17 protein-coding genes are annotated in these 17,830 nt (G+C 40.6%); 11 read left to right on the top strand and 6 right to left on the bottom strand.

Annotation, left to right across the window (positions count from 1 at the left end; translation table 11 throughout):
• Positions 1 to 45: 45 nt before the first annotated feature.
• Positions 46 to 1,503 carry a DASS family sodium-coupled anion symporter gene (locus PJ15_RS03550; RefSeq protein ID WP_047428056.1) on the bottom strand — a complete coding sequence of 486 codons (1,458 nt, stop codon included), beginning with the start codon at positions 1,501 to 1,503 and terminating at the stop codon, positions 46 to 48.
• A 268-nt stretch (positions 1,504 to 1,771) separates the two neighbouring features.
• Here PJ15_RS03550 and PJ15_RS03545 point away from each other — a divergent pair, with 268 nt between their 5' ends.
• The 6 genes from PJ15_RS03545 to PJ15_RS03520 all read left to right on the top strand — a co-directional run bounded on the left by PJ15_RS03545 (position 1,772) and on the right by PJ15_RS03520 (position 7,373).
• The gene (locus PJ15_RS03545) at positions 1,772 to 2,755 is read left to right on the top strand and encodes an ion transporter (protein WP_047428053.1); all 984 of its coding nucleotides are present in this window, start codon (positions 1,772 to 1,774) and stop codon (positions 2,753 to 2,755) included.
• Positions 2,756 to 3,037: 282 nt separating this feature from the next.
• A complete protein-coding gene (locus tag PJ15_RS03540; protein WP_047428050.1) occupies positions 3,038 to 3,994 on the top strand; it encodes an ABC transporter permease in 957 nt (318 codons plus the stop codon).
• Positions 3,984 to 4,940: an iron chelate uptake ABC transporter family permease subunit gene (locus tag PJ15_RS03535; RefSeq protein WP_047428047.1), complete on the top strand. Its 957-nt coding sequence runs from the start codon at positions 3,984 to 3,986 to the stop codon at positions 4,938 to 4,940. Before PJ15_RS03540 ends, PJ15_RS03535 begins: the two co-directional genes overlap by 11 nt.
• On the top strand, positions 4,931 to 5,695 hold the full coding sequence (locus tag PJ15_RS03530) for an ABC transporter ATP-binding protein (protein WP_004772594.1): 765 nt from the start codon (positions 4,931 to 4,933) through the stop codon (positions 5,693 to 5,695). Before PJ15_RS03535 ends, PJ15_RS03530 begins: the two co-directional genes overlap by 10 nt.
• 9 nt (positions 5,696 to 5,704) lie before the next feature.
• Positions 5,705 to 6,658 carry a siderophore ABC transporter substrate-binding protein gene (locus PJ15_RS03525; RefSeq protein WP_047428045.1) on the top strand — a complete coding sequence of 318 codons (954 nt, stop codon included), beginning with the start codon at positions 5,705 to 5,707 and terminating at the stop codon, positions 6,656 to 6,658.
• A 94-nt stretch (positions 6,659 to 6,752) separates the two neighbouring features.
• Positions 6,753 to 7,373 (top strand): DUF2238 domain-containing protein, encoded by a 621-nt coding sequence (locus PJ15_RS03520; protein WP_227504679.1) that lies wholly within the window; start codon positions 6,753 to 6,755, stop codon positions 7,371 to 7,373.
• A gap of 12 nt (positions 7,374 to 7,385) precedes the next feature.
• On the opposite strand, the gene PJ15_RS03515 is transcribed toward PJ15_RS03520, so the two are convergent.
• Positions 7,386 to 8,606 (bottom strand): MFS transporter, encoded by a 1,221-nt coding sequence (locus PJ15_RS03515; protein WP_047428039.1) that lies wholly within the window; start codon positions 8,604 to 8,606, stop codon positions 7,386 to 7,388.
• A 189-nt stretch (positions 8,607 to 8,795) separates the two neighbouring features.
• Between PJ15_RS03515 and PJ15_RS03510 the strand changes: the two genes are divergently transcribed.
• Positions 8,796 to 9,587 (top strand): DUF4198 domain-containing protein, encoded by a 792-nt coding sequence (locus PJ15_RS03510; RefSeq protein ID WP_047429144.1) that lies wholly within the window; start codon positions 8,796 to 8,798, stop codon positions 9,585 to 9,587.
• A gap of 55 nt (positions 9,588 to 9,642) precedes the next feature.
• Here the strand turns inward: PJ15_RS03510 and PJ15_RS03505 are convergent, their stop codons facing one another.
• Entirely contained in the window at positions 9,643 to 10,335 is a 693-nt protein-coding gene (locus PJ15_RS03505) for an epoxyqueuosine reductase QueH (protein WP_047428037.1), read from the bottom strand.
• Between the two features lie 400 nt (positions 10,336 to 10,735).
• On the opposite strand from PJ15_RS03505, the gene PJ15_RS03495 reads away from it, so the two are divergent.
• Positions 10,736 to 11,656, top strand: coding sequence for a LysR family transcriptional regulator (locus tag PJ15_RS03495; protein WP_081402756.1), 921 nt, complete (start codon positions 10,736 to 10,738; stop codon positions 11,654 to 11,656).
• Between the two features lie 78 nt (positions 11,657 to 11,734).
• Here PJ15_RS03495 and PJ15_RS03490 read toward each other — a convergent pair whose 3' ends face one another.
• Both PJ15_RS03490 and PJ15_RS03485 read right to left on the bottom strand, forming a co-directional pair.
• The gene (locus tag PJ15_RS03490; RefSeq protein WP_004772587.1) at positions 11,735 to 12,190 is read right to left on the bottom strand and encodes a DUF441 domain-containing protein; all 456 of its coding nucleotides are present in this window, start codon (positions 12,188 to 12,190) and stop codon (positions 11,735 to 11,737) included.
• 173 nt (positions 12,191 to 12,363) lie between these two features.
• Positions 12,364 to 13,218, bottom strand: a complete 855-nt coding sequence (locus PJ15_RS03485; protein ID WP_004772586.1) for a hypothetical protein — start codon at positions 13,216 to 13,218, stop codon at positions 12,364 to 12,366.
• A gap of 448 nt (positions 13,219 to 13,666) precedes the next feature.
• Between PJ15_RS03485 and PJ15_RS03480 the strand changes: the two genes are divergently transcribed.
• Entirely contained in the window at positions 13,667 to 14,227 is a 561-nt protein-coding gene (locus PJ15_RS03480) for a TetR/AcrR family transcriptional regulator (protein ID WP_005257994.1), read from the top strand.
• A 117-nt stretch (positions 14,228 to 14,344) separates the two neighbouring features.
• On the opposite strand, the gene PJ15_RS03475 is transcribed toward PJ15_RS03480, so the two are convergent.
• The gene (locus PJ15_RS03475) at positions 14,345 to 15,124 is read right to left on the bottom strand and encodes a ferredoxin--NADP reductase (RefSeq protein ID WP_004772583.1); all 780 of its coding nucleotides are present in this window, start codon (positions 15,122 to 15,124) and stop codon (positions 14,345 to 14,347) included.
• Between the two features lie 118 nt (positions 15,125 to 15,242).
• On the opposite strand from PJ15_RS03475, the gene tsaA reads away from it, so the two are divergent.
• Both tsaA and PJ15_RS03465 read left to right on the top strand, forming a co-directional pair.
• A complete protein-coding gene (tsaA, locus tag PJ15_RS03470) occupies positions 15,243 to 15,956 on the top strand; it encodes a tRNA (N6-threonylcarbamoyladenosine(37)-N6)-methyltransferase TrmO (RefSeq protein ID WP_047429141.1) in 714 nt (237 codons plus the stop codon).
• Between the two features lie 48 nt (positions 15,957 to 16,004).
• Entirely contained in the window at positions 16,005 to 17,783 is a 1,779-nt protein-coding gene (locus tag PJ15_RS03465) for a GspE/PulE family protein (protein WP_047428026.1), read from the top strand.
• The last annotated feature ends 47 nt before the right edge of the window (positions 17,784 to 17,830 follow it).

Here is a 17,830-nt window from a genome sequence, read left to right as displayed (position 1 = left end):
TTAGAGGAACATTCCTATTCGCGCAGAATGTTCCTCAATTTTAAATCACCAATAACCCAACACTTTCCACCAAAGTCCGCCGATCACCACAAAGATGATGATATTAACCACGCTCATGACAAAGCCAGCTTTCCACCATTCACCGAGTGTGGTGTAGCCTGAGCCGAACACAACAGGCGATGTACCCGTTGCATAATGAGTCAAGGTCATCATGATGCTAGAAGCCGCTGCCATCATTAAGGCAAATAACATCGGTGGGGCACCAAGTGCAAGTCCAGCCGTATAGAAGGCTGCAAACATCGCAGTGATATGTGCCGTGGTACTGGCAAACATATAATGTGCATACAGATAGGCGAGCATTAACAATAAACAGGCAGGCATCCAACTGAGACCCAAATGACCAATCCCAGTTTCAAGCACACCAGAGAACCACGTAATTAAACCGAGTTTATTTAAATAAGTCGCCATCATCACCAAAGCTGCGAACCAAGTAATGGTATCCCACGCACTTTTTTGTGTCAGGATATCTTCCCAAGTCAGTACGCCTGTGATGAGCAATAATCCTAAGCCAATAAAGGCTGTTGTAGTTGGATCAACCGCCCAAGCTGAGCCAAAAATCATGGCCGGGATACCCGCCCATAACAGCAGTAAAATCCCAAATACACCGAGCATAATGATTTCATTTTTACTGACAGGCCCCATTTCCTGCAATTTAGTTTTGGCAAACTGAGCTGCATTCGGGGTTTCTTTGACTTCAGGTGGATACATCCAATACATAATCAGCGGCATGATGATCAAGGCAATCAAACCCGGTAATAACATTGCCAGTGCCCAAGTACTCCAACTCAATGAAATCTGGCTATTGGTCGCCTTCGCCACTAGATCAACCACCAATGGGTTAGGAGCGGTCGCGGTAATAAACATGGCAGAAGTAATCGGGTTAGCTTGGTAGTTCACCAATGCTAAATATTTCCCCATACGACCTTCTGTGCCTTTGGTAGGGTCAGAGTCATAACTGGTGGAAATGGCACGTACAATCGGGTGAATAATCCCGCCACCACGTGCGGTATTACTTGGAGTAACAGGTGCAAGAATCAGCTCAGAAAGCACCATGCTATAACCAATACCAATGGTTTTCTTGCCCCACACCGCGATAAATAAATAGCCTAAGCGTGCACCCAATCCAGTTTTTTGCAAACCTTTAGAAATCATGATCGAAATACCAATCAACCAGATCAGCGGATTGGCGAAGCTACTGAGGGCATCTTGAATAGCACCACTTGGTGTGTCATTGGTGACACCTGTCACGGCGACTAAGGTAATGGCAATAATTGCAATTGCACCAATCGGCATGGCTTTACCAATAATGGCGGCAATGACACCGACAAACATTGCCAATAAATGCCATGCATCAGGGTCGACTCCAGCAGGTACAGGAATCACGAACCAGATGATCAATGCAATAAATAAAGAGATAAGCGTAGGGAGAGCTTTAAATCCCATGTAAATTCCCCTTGTTGTCACGGGTTTAATAAAATTTATAGTTCTTTATGAATGAATCGTTAAAGAAATAACCACTAAGCTTTTATTATCGGTGAATGAGGCCGCAAAATTCAAAGAGAGTTTTGTTGAAACCACGTGAGATAGGTCAATGATTTGGCAAATGATTTTGTTTTATGCGGTAAAAGCGAGGTTCACACCAAAATTTCTTATTAAAAACACAGTCAACGTGCTACATTTTTAAACTGCTTGATCGAACAATAAATACGGTATGACTCAATTTTCATGGCAACAATTAAGACGATTTGTTTATAACAACCTACATAACGATGACTATAAAAGTAGCGTCAGTACCTGTGTGAATTATCTCTTAATCGCATTGATCATTGGCAATGTTGCAGCGGTATTACTTGAGTCGGTGAATGAGTTTTATAAGCTATATCGTGTCTATTTTGATTTTTTTGAAAATCTATCGATCATAATTTTTAGTGGTGAATATCTATTACGGCTGTGGAGTATTGTTGAGAAAAACCCACAAGAGAGCGCTTGGAAACAACGTCTCCGCTGGATGAGAAGTGGTGGTGCAATTATTGATTTAATGGCAATTTTACCTGCCTATCTAAACTTCTTCGTACATCTCGATCTACGTTTCTTGCGGGTATTACGACTATTCCGTTTATTGAAATTGACACGCTATTTTGTATCACTACAAATTCTTTTACGGGTCATTCAGCGAGAAAAAGGTTCGTTCCAAGCTGTTATTTTTATCTTGGTGATTATGATCGTAATGACAGCTTCTGCAATCTATGTGGTTGAGAATAAAGCGCAGCCTGACGCCTTTAGTTCAATCCCTCAAGCGATGTGGTGGGCGGTAGTAACGCTGACCACAGTGGGCTATGGCGATGTTACACCTGTAACTAATCTGGGGCGGATATTAGGGGCATTTATTACTATTCTCGGGGTAGGAATTGCTGCTTTACCAGCAGGTATTTTGGCCTCAGGTCTAGCCAATGAATTGAATATGCGAAATCAGCGTCTTGAACAGGAGTTTCGTGAAGTTCTACAAGCGAAAGGACTGGATCTATTACATGACCAAGTGGAAATTGAACGGATTCGCAAGAAAGTCGGTTTGCCTAAGGAACAAACCCATGAAATTATCATTCAGCTAGTTCGAGAAAAATTACTTGAAGATCAAGAGCAGGAAAAAAAGAATTATCGTTTCTGTCCACATTGCGGTGAGAAATTATCTGAATAATTCAAAGATTTATTATAAAAATGTAGAGCAGGGTTAAGCTCAAGTTCCTAATCATTTTCAAATCTGAACAATTTTGGAGCGCTATAACTGAGGTGTGTGAGTACTTAGCGCTTTTTATACCCCAAAATAAAGTTCTTTAAATATTAAGTTGTACTTAATAGAGATTAAAATCCATTTAAAAAAGTTAACAATAATCTTTCTCGTTTGTGATAGTTTCTTATTATCTGTTTTGTATTTTTTAAGCTTATTTTAAGTTTACGCATCCTATGAAGTTCTCCCAACATGATTAAGCGGCGTTACCTGATTTTATTATTGCTTCCGCTGGCATTTATTTCCTTATTTGTCGGTGTGGGAGAGATGAGCCTTGCTGGTCTGTGGGCTGGCAATCCTCAAGACTGGCAGTTGTTCTGGACCAGTCGTTTACCCCGTTTGATGGCGATTATTGTGGCGGGTGCAGGTCTGAGTGTCTGTGGTTTGATTATGCAGTCACTGAGTCGTAACCGATTTGTCTCTCCAACCACTGCAGGTTTATATGACTGTGCACGTTTAGGTGTACTGGTTTCGATTATTTTACTGCCAAGTGCTTCGATCTTTATTAAAACGGGTTTTGCGGTTGTCGTAACGCTCATTGGTGCTATGGCCTTTATGAGTATTCTGGCGACTTTAAAGCATCGTGATACCGTTTTTGTTCCACTGGTGGGGATGATTTTTGGCAGTATCATTTCTGCATTTACCACCTTTATTGCGCTACAACTGGATTTATTACAGAACTTGGCAGGATGGTTGCAAGGGGACTTTTCCACCATTTTAAATGGTCAATATGAGCTGATTTATCTCAGCGTGCCCGTTCTGATTCTGATTTATATCTTTGCCAATCGTTTTGTTTTGGCTGGATTAGGGCAGGATTTTGCGACGAATCTTGGACTGAATTATAAGCAAACTCTTTTTATTGGTCTGTTACTGGTCTCGGTCATTACTGGTGTGGTGATTGTCACTGTCGGTGCGATTCCATTTCTTGGTTTGATTGTACCGAATCTGGTGAGTCTGTATCTGGGCGACAATATCCGTAGAACGCTTTCACATACTGCATTGTTGGGTGCTTTGCTGGTTCTGCTTTGTGATGTATTTGGCAGGGTGGTAATTTTCCCTTATGAGGTCTCTGTGAGCCTGATTATGGGTGTGGTGGGAAGCGTGATTTTCCTGTGGTTGCTACTCAGGAGATATCGTTATGCCTCATAAAACCAAGCTGATTGTTTTGGCTGTATTGGTGCTTGCAACGATTGCACTGTACCTCGGCTGGAATTTAGGTGTGGCATGGCAATATGCCTTGAATCTACGCTTAAAAACGGTTGCTGCCATTATCGTGGCGGGTGTGGCGGTCGGTGTTTCGACTTTGGTTTTCCATACTATTGTGAATAATCGAGTGGTGACACCACAGGCTTTAGGATTAGATAAGTTATACGAACTCTCCAAGACGGCGATTATCTATTTCTTTGGTGCCAGTACGTTATTGTCACTGAACTTTGTCACCGATTATCTGATCAGTTTGCTGTTAATGGTGACCTTTGCCTTGCTGCTGTATCGGTTTATTTTCCAGAAAGTCGCACAGCAAAATATCTATTTCCTCCTGCTCGTTGGTCTGATTTGCTCGACTTTATTCGACAACATGACCACGTTCTTTCAGGTTTTGCTGGATCCCGATGAATTTCAGATTGCAGCTTATGCTGGTTTTGCCAGTTTTAATGTCGTGAAAATGGAAACAGTGGGGCTGTCCTTGCTGACCATCGTGCCGATTTTATTTTACAGCCTGAAGCATTATCACAAGCTCGATGTGATGGCACTGGGACGTGATCATGCGCTGAATTTAGGGCTGGATTATGACAAGACCAGCCGCTTGTTGTTGATCCTCGTGGTATTGGCACTGGCTTCTGCCACAGCTTTAGCTGGCCCAATGATGTTCCTCGGTTTGTTGGTCCTCAACATTACCTTAGAACTATTCAAGACCCATCAACATCATATCTTACTGCTTGGCATTATTCTGGTCAGCATTCTTTGTCTAATGCTTGGGCAATTCATGGTTCTACATGTACTGAATTTCAAAACAACGCTTAGTGTGATTATTAATTTTGTCGGTGGAATTTATTTCTTCTGGATTTTATTGAAGGAAAATAAAAAATGGCAATAGAGCTTAAGAATTTAAGTAAAAGCTATCAACAGCAGCGTGTGGTAAATGCACTTTCGCTGACGATTGCCAAAGGACAGTTTACGGCGTTTATTGGCCCAAACGGTGCAGGTAAAAGTACAGTACTTTCGATGATGAGCCGCTTAATTGAAGCAGATCAGGGGCAAGTTTTGCTGGATGGGCAAGATTTGCAACAGATGAAAAGTGCCGACATTGCCAAAAAACTGGCGATTTTAAAGCAGTCTAACCACACCGAGTTACGCCTGAGTATTGAGGATCTGGTTGCTTTCGGTCGTTTTCCCTATTCACAGGGTCGTCTAACGCAGGAAGACCGTGAGGTGATTGATCGCTCAATTGCCTATATGGATCTGGAAGCCTTAAGACACCGACAAATCAGTGAATTGTCGGGCGGGCAGCGACAACGCGCTTATATCGCCATGATTTTGGCACAGGACACCGAATATATCTTGCTCGATGAACCCTTAAATAATCTGGATATGAAGCATTCTTCACAGATTATGCGGGTTTTAAAAGATTTGGCCGAGAATCATGGCAAATCAATCATTGTGGTGATTCATGACATTAACTTTGCTTCCGTCTATGCCGATCACATCATTGCCATGAAAGAAGGTGAATTGGTGTATCAAGGGCATCCACAACAGTTGATGGATGAACATATTCTGCAAGATATTTTTGATTTCCATATTCCGATCCAGCAGGTTCAACAACATAAATTAGGTTTGTATTTTATTAGTTAGGAGTTCATTATGCGTTTCAAAAAAACATTGCCAGTCATGATGCTGAGTGTGGCATTGGCTGCATGTGATAATTCCAACACACCTTCGGCAAATCAGGACAGTAATACTGCTGCTACACATGAAACCTTAAGCTTTAACAGCAAGGCAGGGCAAATTACTATTCCAGCGAATTTGTCGCGTATTGCTGTACTGGATACTAGTGCTTTAAATACCATTCATGCTTTGGGCGCGGACGATAAAGTGGTTGCTTTGCCAAAAGGAACGCCGTTGCCGAAAGTCTTACAAAATTTCAGTGAAGGTAAATATCTGGATGTAGGAACAGTGAAAGAACCGAATCTGGAAAAAATTGCAGCCAGTCAGCCTGAACTGATCTTGATGAGTGGCCGCATGGAAAATCTGGTGGGTCAAATCAAGCAGATCGCGCCAACTTATTTTGTCGATGTGGATTACAACGATCAGTTCAATTCTTTTAAACAGCAAACATTGAATATTGCTGAAATGGTGGGCAAGAAGCCTGAGGCAGAACAGCAATTACAGACTTTGGAAAAAGATATTGCTGCATTAAAAGACAAGACCAAAGGTAAAACGGCTTTGGTAATTCTGGTGAATAACAGCAAGATTGCTGCCTATGGCCCAGGTTCGCGCTTTGGTAATATTCATGACCTGTATGGATTTACGCCAGCAGATCCTTCAATCAAGGTGGGATTGCATGGTATGGCAGTATCGCATGAGTTTATTGCCCAGAAAAATCCAGATTATCTATTTGTGATTGATCGTGGCGCAGCAATTACTGAAAATCAGGAAGGTGCAAAGCGCGTATTGAATAACAAGATTATTAATGAGTCCAAAGCTGCGAAAAACGGCAATATTGTCTATCTGGATTCGAGTAACTGGTATTTGATGAATAATGGCTTGGGTGGCATGCAAGCCATGCTTAAAGAAGTTGCGGATGCCGTGAAATAAAATCTAATTTGCCGATTTTATAACAAAAACCCGCAGGACTTTCCGCGGGTTTTTTATATGATGATATAAATAATGAGATCAATAATTTTATAAAATGATGCGTATTTGTTTATTAAGCTTGGGTACTGCGATTCTAACCATTCTATTGGTCATTTCAGGGATCCAACCTTTTGATCGCACCACTTGGTGGCTTGAAGTCACACCTGTTCTGATTGCGATACCGTTATTGTTTGTTACTTATAAAACTTTTCCACTCACCCATTTGCTGTACGTACTTATTTTCTGTCATGCCATTGTGCTGATTGTAGGTGGGGCGTATAGCTATGCGCGTGTGCCTTTCGGTTTTGAAATCGCAGAATGGTTTGGTTTGGATCGTAATCCTTACGACAAGATCGGACATTTTATGCAGGGTTTTGTACCAGCAATAGTGGCTCGTGAAATATTGATTCGAAATCATATTTTAGCCAAAGGCAAAATGCTGAGTTTTATTGTGATTTGTATTGTGTTGGCAATTAGTGCGACCTATGAATTGATCGAATGGGCTGCAGCATTGTTATTGGGACAGGGAGCAGAAGAATTCCTCGGAACTCAAGGGGATGAGTGGGATACGCAATCAGATATGTTTTTTGCCTTGATTGGGTCGATCATGGCCTTATTATTGTTATCAAAGTGGCATGATCGACAGATTGCAAATTTAATGCATGAAAATGAGTAAATGAAACTGCTGTTAAGACGCAGCAGTTTCATTTTTTTGTGAATATTTGGCATAAGCCAGCGCAATTAATAAAATAGCCAAACCACCCAAACTTAAGACAAAACCAACCCAGATTGGTGCTAACCAGCCCATATTATGGCTGAGTACCCATCCACCTAAGAATGCACCCAGAGCATTAGCCAAGTTAAATGCTGAATGATTGAGAGACGCTGCCAGAGTTTGTGCATCGCCAGCAATATCCATGAGATGTGTCTGTAAGGCACCGCCTAAACCAATCACGGTAAAACCAATCAGGAATAAAGCTGCAATCGCGGTATAAAGATTGGACATCATAAAGCTGGCCGCGACAAAGGCGAGCGCAGAGCTGATCAGAATCCCGATAATGGTTTTAAACAGGTTTTTATCGGCCAGCCAGCCAGCAACCAGACCACCAATGACCATGCCTGTACCCCAGATTGCTAAAGCAATCGGCACGACACTGATATTGGCATGAGTATATTCCGTCAGAATCGGTGAAACATAGCTATACACCGAGAACATGCCACCAAAACCGATTGCACCAACCGCAAGTGTTAGCCACATATTGATATTTTTTAGACCTGCCAATTCAGCCTTGATACTTGCACTCTTTTGCAGAGGAATATTCGGAACAAATAAGCCAACACCAATCAGGGTAATAAACGCAATCACCGCAGAAAATTCGAATCCTGCTTTCCAGCCAAATTGCTGACCGAGCCATGTGGCAATGGGTACACCAATCACATTGGCAATAGTTAAGCCCATCATCACTTGGGCAATTGCAGTAGCACGACGTTGTTTACCTGCTAGTTCAGCAGCAACCAGCGCCGCTACACCAAAGTAAGCGCCATGTGGAAAACCTGCAATAAAGCGGGATACCAGCATGGTTTCTGGCGTTGTGGCAAAAGCTGTCGCTGCATTGGCCAAGCCATAAAAAAGCATCAGGCATAGCAATAACGTTTTACGCGGAACTTTTGCGCCGAGGATGGCAATAATCGGTGCACCGACCATGACCCCAAGCGCATAAGCACTGATGAAATAACCTGCATGAGGAACACTGACATTTAAGTCTGTGGCGATTTCCTGAATCAGACCCATAGCGACAAATTCAGTTGTTCCAATACAGAAACTACCGACAGCTAATGAAAAAATAACCAGAAATAGGGAATAATTGTGTGAGGGAGATGTGTGCAAGGGAGAGCTTGGCGAGGACATAATATCTCGAGTCTAAAAGTACCGCTGTATTATATTCGAGTCGCTTTCAGAAAAGTGAAACTGCACATAATTTTTATCTCATTCTCTGCATAAGTTCAGGTCAAAAAAGATATTATGTAATGATAATTATTTTCATTTATGTATAATGCAAAATATACATATTTAGATGACAACTTTCAGGGTGGAAAAGTGAAAAAATTATTAATCAGTTCATTGCTACTTGTTTCGGGTTATAGCGCTGCACATGAACCGTATGTTGCACCAATTGCCTATACAACTGAACAAACACAAGTGGCGATTATTTCTGGTTATGCAGAAGAAGCCTTAAACAGTGAATATGCGTTGAAAGATGCAAAATTTGAGATCACTGCGCCGAATAAGACCAAAACCAGCATTCAAGCTGGTTCCAAACTTAGTTCAGCGACAGTATTTGATTTGAAATTGCCAGAAGCGGGCACTTATCTGATCCAGACCAAAGCATCTTACCCATTGAAATACGTGCAAGATCAAAAAGAATGGAAAATGTTTTTTGATATGCCAGCAGATAAAGCACCTGCAAAAGCTGAGCGTGATTTTGTGATTCCTGCGGATCTAAAAGCTAAAAAAATTAGTCCAGTAGAAATCACGCGTGAATGGACGTTATTGACTTATATGAGTAAAGAAAAACATACTCCCGTTCAAGCAAGTACAGCACCGATTCAGGTTGAGTTTTTAACGCATCCAAACGAGTTGAAGGCCAATCAGGCAGTAAAAATTAAAGTATCGAAAGCCAATAAAGCTTTAGCAAATGCCGAGGTGGTGATTCGTGCTAAAGGTGCGACTGATAAGCAAGGAATCAGCTTGAAAACGGCGGCGGATGGCAGTGCTGAATTGTTATTTCCAAAAGCTGCTGAGTATTTGATTGAAGTGAGTGAAACGGTGGATGTGAAACAAAAGCCAAGCAATCAGTTCTATAGCATTATCAGTGTTTCTGTAAATTAAGATGTGAAAAGGCTAATTCATTAGAATTAGCCTTTTTATTTAGATTTCTTTTTTATTAATTGGACTCATCATCCATCGCATTGCTATAAAACTTCACACCCAGTTGAATTCGGTCACGACCATTGCTCATACGCCAGCGATTGGTATCTCTGAGTGAATAGACACAACCGCAATATTCTTGTTGATAAAACTCTTCACGTTTACTGATTTCCAGCATACGCACTGCGCCACCGTGTTTGCGCCAGTTATAATCCCAATATTGAATATCTGGATAATGCGCGGCAGCACGTAGACCACAATCATTAATTTGCTGCATGTTTTTCCAACGGGAAATCCCAAGAGAGCTACTGATCAGACTAAAACCGTGTTCATAGGCGTAGAGGGCAGTCCGTTCAAAACGCATATCAAAACACATGGTGCAGCGAATGCCTTTTTCAGGTTCATTTTCCATGCCTTTAGCGCGTGCAAACCAGTTGTCGGTATCGTAATCGCAGTCGATAAACGGAATATTATGCTTCTCGGCAAAACGGATATTTTCTTCTTTACGAATCAGATATTCTTTTACTGGATGGATATTGGGATTATAAAAAAAGATCGAAAAGTCGATACCTGATTTAATCAGGGTTTCCATGACTTCACCCGAACATGGCGCACAGCATGAGTGCAGCAGTAACTTGTCATGTCCTTCGGGTAAGCTGAGTTTTTGGCGTTCAAGCGTCTTTTGACTTTGACGGGTCATAGGCGACATGGTCTATAAAAATAATTTTATATTGTAAAAGTTTTAAATGGGTAAAACGTTTGAATTAACTGAAATATTCTCAGTTCAAGCTGAAAATTTTTAAAGCTTAAAACCTTTTTCCTTGTTTCATCATTTAAGGTTGAGTAGAGCTTTTTCAAAAGTCGAAAAATAATCAATAATTGGCAAAAAATTGGTGTCCAAAGTTCCTTTTCCCTTAGGGAGAAGATTAGAATGGGGGGGGGCATATAAATTTTTTCCTTGAGATTAGGATTATTAATTCTGTTAAAAAATATACATTGTTTAAATTAGAAAATTTCATTGAATAGGAAATGATTGAAATTAAATTCATGTTGAGACTTGCTAATCAATTTTATGTTAAGATGAAATAAATTCAATTTTGGTTGTTGCTGTGCTAGAACTCCGTCATTTAAAAACATTACTCGCGTTAAGAGAACATGGTTCATTGGTCGCTGCAGCAACGGATTTATGCCTGACACCGTCTGCAATTTCTCATCAATTAAAAGAACTTGATCATTGGTATGGGGTAGAAGTGGTGAATCGCCGCAGTCGCCCGGTCAGCTTTTCCAATGTCGGAGAGCGTTTGCTTAAACTGGCAGATGATGTATTGCCGCAAGTTCAGATTGCACAGACCGATATTACCCGTATCGTACATGGTCAGACAGGACGAATTATTTTTTCTTCGGAATGCCACAGTTGTTTTGACTGGTTGATGCCGTTGTTGAATCAATATCGTCATCAATATCCAGATGTAGATTTGGATTTTGCCGCTGGTTTTGAGTCTAATCCACATGAGCTGTTGCAAAATTCCGAGTTTGATTTATTGATCACAGCCGATCCGATTGCCTTGAAGGGAATTGAATATTTCCCGATCTTTAAATATGAATCACGTTTAGTGCTTTCTAGTACGCATCCTTTAGTTCGTGCTGAGCAGGTTTCAGTTCAGGATTTGGCTGAAGAAACCTTGATCACATATCCTGTCGATAAGCATCGTTTAGACATTATGGCGCGTCTGTTTATTCCTGCGAATGTATATCCGAAGCATATTCGTACCACGGATCTGACTCAAATGCTGATTCAACTGGTGGCAAGTGGGCGTGGTATTGCAGCTTTACCAGATTGGGTTGTGAATGAATATGAGCAAAAAGGCTGGGTGGTAAGCCGCCGTCTAGACTGTGTAGCACCAGAAGGCCTAAGACGTACTTTGTATGCGGGCTATCGGGCAGAGGATAAAGAGAAGAACTATTTTGAAGGCTTCATCAAGCAGCTTGAAAAGTTTTCCAAGATGCGTGCTGTGTATTACGAAAATTAATTGAAGTTAGTTTGCAAAATAAAGGTAGCAATCCGCTACCTTTATTTTTATGAGGGGATTAAGCAGATCATAAATGTTCTAAGACTTCCCAATCAGCAAAGACAAAATACCTGCGGCAATCAATGGGCCGACGGGAACACCTCTCAATAAGGCAACACCTGCAACGGTACCGATCAGAAGTCCTGCGACGACATCAGGCTGATTACTCATCAACTTGACTCCGCGGCCTCCTAGCCATGCAACCAATAAGCCAACGGCAATTGCTGCCAATGATTTAATACTGATAAATGATTTAAGGATGCTTTCACCACTGATCTTGCCACTTGCAATCGGGGCAAGTACGCCAATAGTGAGGATAATGATACCGATATTTAAACCATGATTCTGAATATAAGGAAAAAACTGGTTTAAAGGTGTCAGTTTGACCAAGATCAGGCAAGCGGCTGCCACCGTGACTGCCGTGTTTTGGCTAAAGATACCGCAACCTAATAAGACAAGCAGAACCACTAAATTGATATCGAATTGTGAGAACATCGCAGGGCATGGAGAGGGAAATAAAGTTGAATTATATCGTAATTTATCGAGGTTTATTTTAAAAACGGCTTTTTTCTTATCTTATGATTGAGCTTTAATAATATAAGTATTTGAAATTTAATAAAAAGAAAGGAAGCCATTTCCAGAATTAGAAATGGCTTTTCCTGAGAAAGTTAGGCCAGTTTTTTGAAGCTTCCGTAATATGCAATTTGTTCATCCCAGAACTGTTCCCATAAATCACAGTATTCAAGACAGATTTGACGGATTGAATCATATTCAGACTCAACGCAGGCTTGTGCCAGAACAAACCACAAATCATCTTCATGGTCATCATCAGCCGCTTCTGCGGTCGCATCATGTGAAACACCATGAACATAGTAGTAGCCGCTATCCACATCAAAACCAACCGCTTTGGTCGCTTGGCGTAGAGCAGGACTGAATAAAATCACTTCTTCTTCTGCCACAGCAAGTAAAGCAGAAACGGCTTGATAGCTGTTAAACGAGTTCTCCAGATAGTTACGCACACGTTGAGCGATTAGCGAAGGTTGATAGTCATTGCGCTCAGACTGGCTCAATTCAAAATCATTGAGAACCTCTTCGAACAATGGATAATGCGCGTATTCAGGATTACCAGAATAATAGCCTTCCTGATCCAGACCAGGTCGGAAACCAAATTCATCCAGAATATTCAGGTTTAATAAAAACCGTGGAAACATTTTCGAACCCGATAATAGGCGCGGTTCTAACTGTTTAGTTTGGAATTGTGCCATTAGCAAGGCATCGGTAAATACCTGAACAATGGCATGTCGATATTCGAGATGAATATGTTTTAATGCCTCTTTGTCAATTACACCGTCATTTAAAAGTTGAATGGCAGGATGTCTCGAAACAGGATGATTTGAAATTTCTGCTCTTAATTTGTTCAGAAAGTTCAGATTCTTGTTCCATACGTCTGTAGAAATACTATTCTTCATTCCTTCAATAGCTTTCTGTCTTGGGTTATCAAAGTTTTCAAATTTTTTTGGCATAGTCTTGTACTCGATGAATTAATAATATTATTGCTTTTCCAATTATTTAGTTAGATTTTCTTTGGTTGATTATGGATATAACTATTGGTACAACCAAACATCTTTTTATTGGATGATTTAAATATAAAATGATTTTTTTGTGAAATCAATTTATTAAGGCGGCTAAAAAATGGCAATAAAGTTTATTATTTAACTTAACTGTAAATAAAAGGTGAAATGATTCACGGTATATTCTTTTATTTAAAAAATAGAAAGATTTTTTTACAAATGATCTTGTGTATAAGCCTTTTTTTTCATACCCTATAAGAGGAACAATAAAGAAAATTCGACTTTTCTATAATGCTCTTAAAATAAGATAAACATACATAGTGGCCAGAAATTTCCAGCATGTAAACTATGTCTTAATAATACGTTAAGTTTTTTGATAGAATTCTAAAAGGATAATAAAATGTCAAAAAAAGAAGATATTATTGTAACGGCTCTAGACCTTTTTAACCGTCATAACTACAGTTCTGTAGGTGTGGATCGAATTATTAGTGAGTCAGGTGTTGCCAAAATGACTTTCTACAAATACTTTCCTTCTAAAGAGAACCTGATTGAAGAGTGTCTGTCTCGAAGGAACAAAAGTATTCAGGAAGCTATTGAAACAGAAATTAACCTCAAACAGGAAGATGACTATTTGGGTAAAATTAAAGCAGTCTATTTTTGGCATTTGGGCTGGTTTAATTCAGATGATTTTCATGGTTGTATGTTTCAAAAAGCTTCATTAGAAATATTACAACAATATCCTTCAATTATTCGACCAATCATGGAGTATCGTGAATGGTTAATGGCATTAGTTGAGGGGTTGTTTGTAAAGGCTCAGGTCTATCAGCCCCATGTATTAACCGCCATGTATATTAATATTCTGGATGGAATGACTTCTTATGCAAAGGTAAATAAAGATCATGCTGAGATTGAAGAGTGTTGGTATTATATTGAGCGATTGATACATTTAGATGCTGCATAATCACTCATTATTTTAGTTTTTCAATCATTACGTTTATATAAATAAAATTACATTTTTATAAAACTTAAAAATAAAAAACCGAGGTTTTAGCCTCGGTTCTTTTTGCATTTATTCAAATTATTTTTCAACAAATGCGCGTTCAATTACATAATCACCCATAACGCCCATACGTGGTGATTCAACTAAACCATGTTGGTCAAGCAGTGCAGCAACGTCTTTCAAGAATGCAGGGCTACCACAGAGCATGGCACGGTCAGTTTCACGGTTAAAACGTGGTAAACCAATTTTTTCAAATAGTTCGCCTGTCTCAATTGCCGTCGTTACACGACCTTGGGTGTGGAACGGCTCACGTGTTACGGTTGGGTAGTAGATCAACTTATCTTTGATTCCTAATTCTTCAAAGAATTCATGGTTAGGAAGTTCATTCAAGATTAAATCTTGGTATGCAAGTTCAGACACATAACGTGTACCGTGAACCATAATCACTTTTTCAAATTTTTCGTAAGTTTCTGGATCACGAAGTAAAGAAAGGAATGGTGCAAGGCCTGTACCAGAAGATAAAAGATATAAATTTTTACCTGGTAATAAATCGTCGTGTACTAAAGTGCCTGTAGGCTTTTTAGAAATAAGGATTTCGTCGCCCACTTGTACTTTTTGTAAAATAGAAGTTAATGGACCGTCTTGTACTTTAATAGAGAAGAATTCAAGCTCTTCTTCATAATTCGCACTGGCGATCGAATAAGCACGCATCAAAGGCTTACCATTCACTTCAAGGCCGATCATTACAAACTGACCATTTTTAAAACGTAAGCTGACGTCGCGTGTAGTTTTAAAACTGAAAAGTGTGTCATTCCAGTGGTGAACATGAGTAATGCGTTCAACGTTAAAAGCAGCCATTAAAGGTCTCGATCACAGTTAAAAGAAACAGATCGCTATTCTAATCTAAAATCATTCTCGATAAACTGAATATATTTAATTGTGTTTATAAGAAAAAGTGATGAACAATTCTGTAGTGATGCCAATCATTGGCCATATGCGTTCGCCTTACCGTGAGAAATTCGGCATTCCGCGCCAGCCAAATCTGGTGCAGGTCGAGTCTTATATAGAGATGACAGAGGCTTATAGCGATATTCTGGCATTTGAGGGGATCGAAGATTTTAGCCACTTATGGCTGCTGTGGCAGTTCCATGAGAATAAAAAATCGGATAACACCTTGAATCAAATGCCTAAATTTCGTGCACAAGTACGTCCGCCGAGACTTGGAGGTAACCAGAAAATAGGGGTTTTTGCGACGCGAAGTATGTATCGTCCATCTCCGATTGGTTTGTCTGTCGTACGATTTTTACGCGTTGAAAAGCATGGTAAAGCGGTACGTGTCTATGTCACGGGAAGTGATTTACTGGATGGGACGCCAATTTTAGACATCAAACCATATATTCAATATTCGGATGCAATTGCTGATTCTGTTAGTGGATATGCACAAGAAGAGCCGCAGCGTAAAACGGTTGTTTGGTCGGAAAATGCACAACAGCAACAGCAGCAGTTACTAAAGCAGGGGATTTTGGATAAAAAGATATTCGATGAACTTGAACAAGTGTTATCTTTAGATCCTCGACCTGCGTATCAAAATGATGCTGAACGCGTGTATGGAATGTGCTTTGCAGTGTTGAATGTGCGTTTTACGGTCGGTGAACAGGATGTCATCGTTATTGCAGTTGAACAAAGTTAAAACTTTAAAAATATAAATTTCGTTAAAAAATTTGGGGAATGAACGGTTATGCAAGCTCAGGCAAAATTCGCAAACTTTTCTTTTACGATTGATGTGACGTGGTGCTTAGAGCAACTACTGAAAGATGGTCGGATTACTGAACGTGACAAATTGCTGGTTCAGACTACACATCGCCAAAAAGATCAGTTGAAATGGCATCCTTTACAGTGGATTGCCAATTTTAGTTTAAAAGACCAACTGAATGCGGGTATGACCTTATCGTTGAATCGTTTGTGTCAATGGCTGGCTGAAAAAGCCGATCTTCCCTTATTTATCATTGATCCGCTTAAAGCCGATGTAGCTGCCTTGACCAGTGTCATGTCACAGGAATTTGCAGTCAGAAATCATATTCTGGCCGTGGATGTGCAGGCAGACCGAATTTTGATTGGAACCGACCAGCCTTTTACTACCGAATGGTTAAACAATCTGGAACGTAGTCTGGCACCTAGAAAGATTGAAAAAGTTCTATTAAATCCTGAACAGTTACAACGCTATATTGTTGAGTATTATCAAGTCAGCCGTGCAGTTAGTTCCTCACAAAATGCCAGTATCTATGACAGGGAAAATAAAGGTGTTGAAGCTTTATTACAGTTAGGCGATACACAAAATCCTGATGCCAATGACCAGCATATTGTCAAACTGGTGGACTGGGTGCTGCAATTTGCGTTTGAGCAAGGTGCTAGCGATATTCATCTGGAACCACGAAAAGACAAAGGTAAGGTGCGTTTCCGTATCGACGGTGTGTTGCATACTATCTATAACATGCCTGCCAATACACTAACGGCGGTGATTTCACGTATTAAAATTTTAGGTCGCATGAATGTAGCCGAGAAGCGCAAACCGCAGGATGGACGTTTAAAAACCCGTACACCGAAAGGACAGGAGACAGAATTACGTCTTTCGACTCTGCCGACCGCTTTCGGTGAAAAGCTGGTGATGCGTATTTTCGATCCAGAAGTATTGGTGCGTAGTTTTCAGCAACTGGGTTTTGAAGGTCATTTATTACAGAGCTGGCAGCAGCTGACACAACACAGTCATGGCATCATTTTGGTTACAGGGCCAACAGGTTCAGGTAAGACCACCACGCTGTATTCATCTTTAAAGCAACTGGCAACCGAACAGGTCAATGTCTGTACCATTGAAGATCCGATTGAAATGCTGGAACCCAGTTTTAACCAGATGCAGGTCAATCCAAATATTGAGTTAGGCTTTGCAGATGGCGTACGGGCTTTAATGCGTCAAGATCCTGACATTATCATGGTGGGTGAGATTCGTGACCATGACACTGCCAATATGGCTATACAAGCTGCATTAACAGGCCATCTGGTGTTATCTACCTTACATACCAATGATGCACCGTCGAGCCTGACGCGTTTACATGACCTAGGCGTGCAGCCATTCCTGACTGCTGCAACAATTCTGGGAGTTCTGGCTCAACGTCTGGTTCGTCGTCTCTGTCCGCATTGTAAGCAGGAAACACCAATCAACGAGCAAGAATGGGAACATTTGACCTTTGATTATATGATGGATATGCCAACCAGCATGTATAAGGCGGTGGGGTGTGAAGCATGTCGTCATACTGGATATAAGGGCCGTGTCGGTATTTACGAATTTATGCCTGTCAGTCTGGAGCTCAAGTCGATCATCAGTGCGCATGGCACACTCAATGATCTAAAAGGACAAGCAAAAAAAGAGGGAATTGAGCCATTGCGGATTGCGGGTGCGCGTAAAGTGATTGAAGGCGTGACCACGTTAGAAGAAGTATTGCGCGTGGTGCCATTAAATTAAGGTACAGCGTCATCTTCAGATTCACCTCATCTTGGTTTGTTTTAATG

This window comes from Acinetobacter sp. neg1, assembly GCF_000788125.1.
GTDB lineage: Bacteria > Pseudomonadota > Gammaproteobacteria > Pseudomonadales > Moraxellaceae > Acinetobacter > Acinetobacter vivianii.
This window is presented reverse-complemented; position numbering and strand designations above follow the sequence as displayed.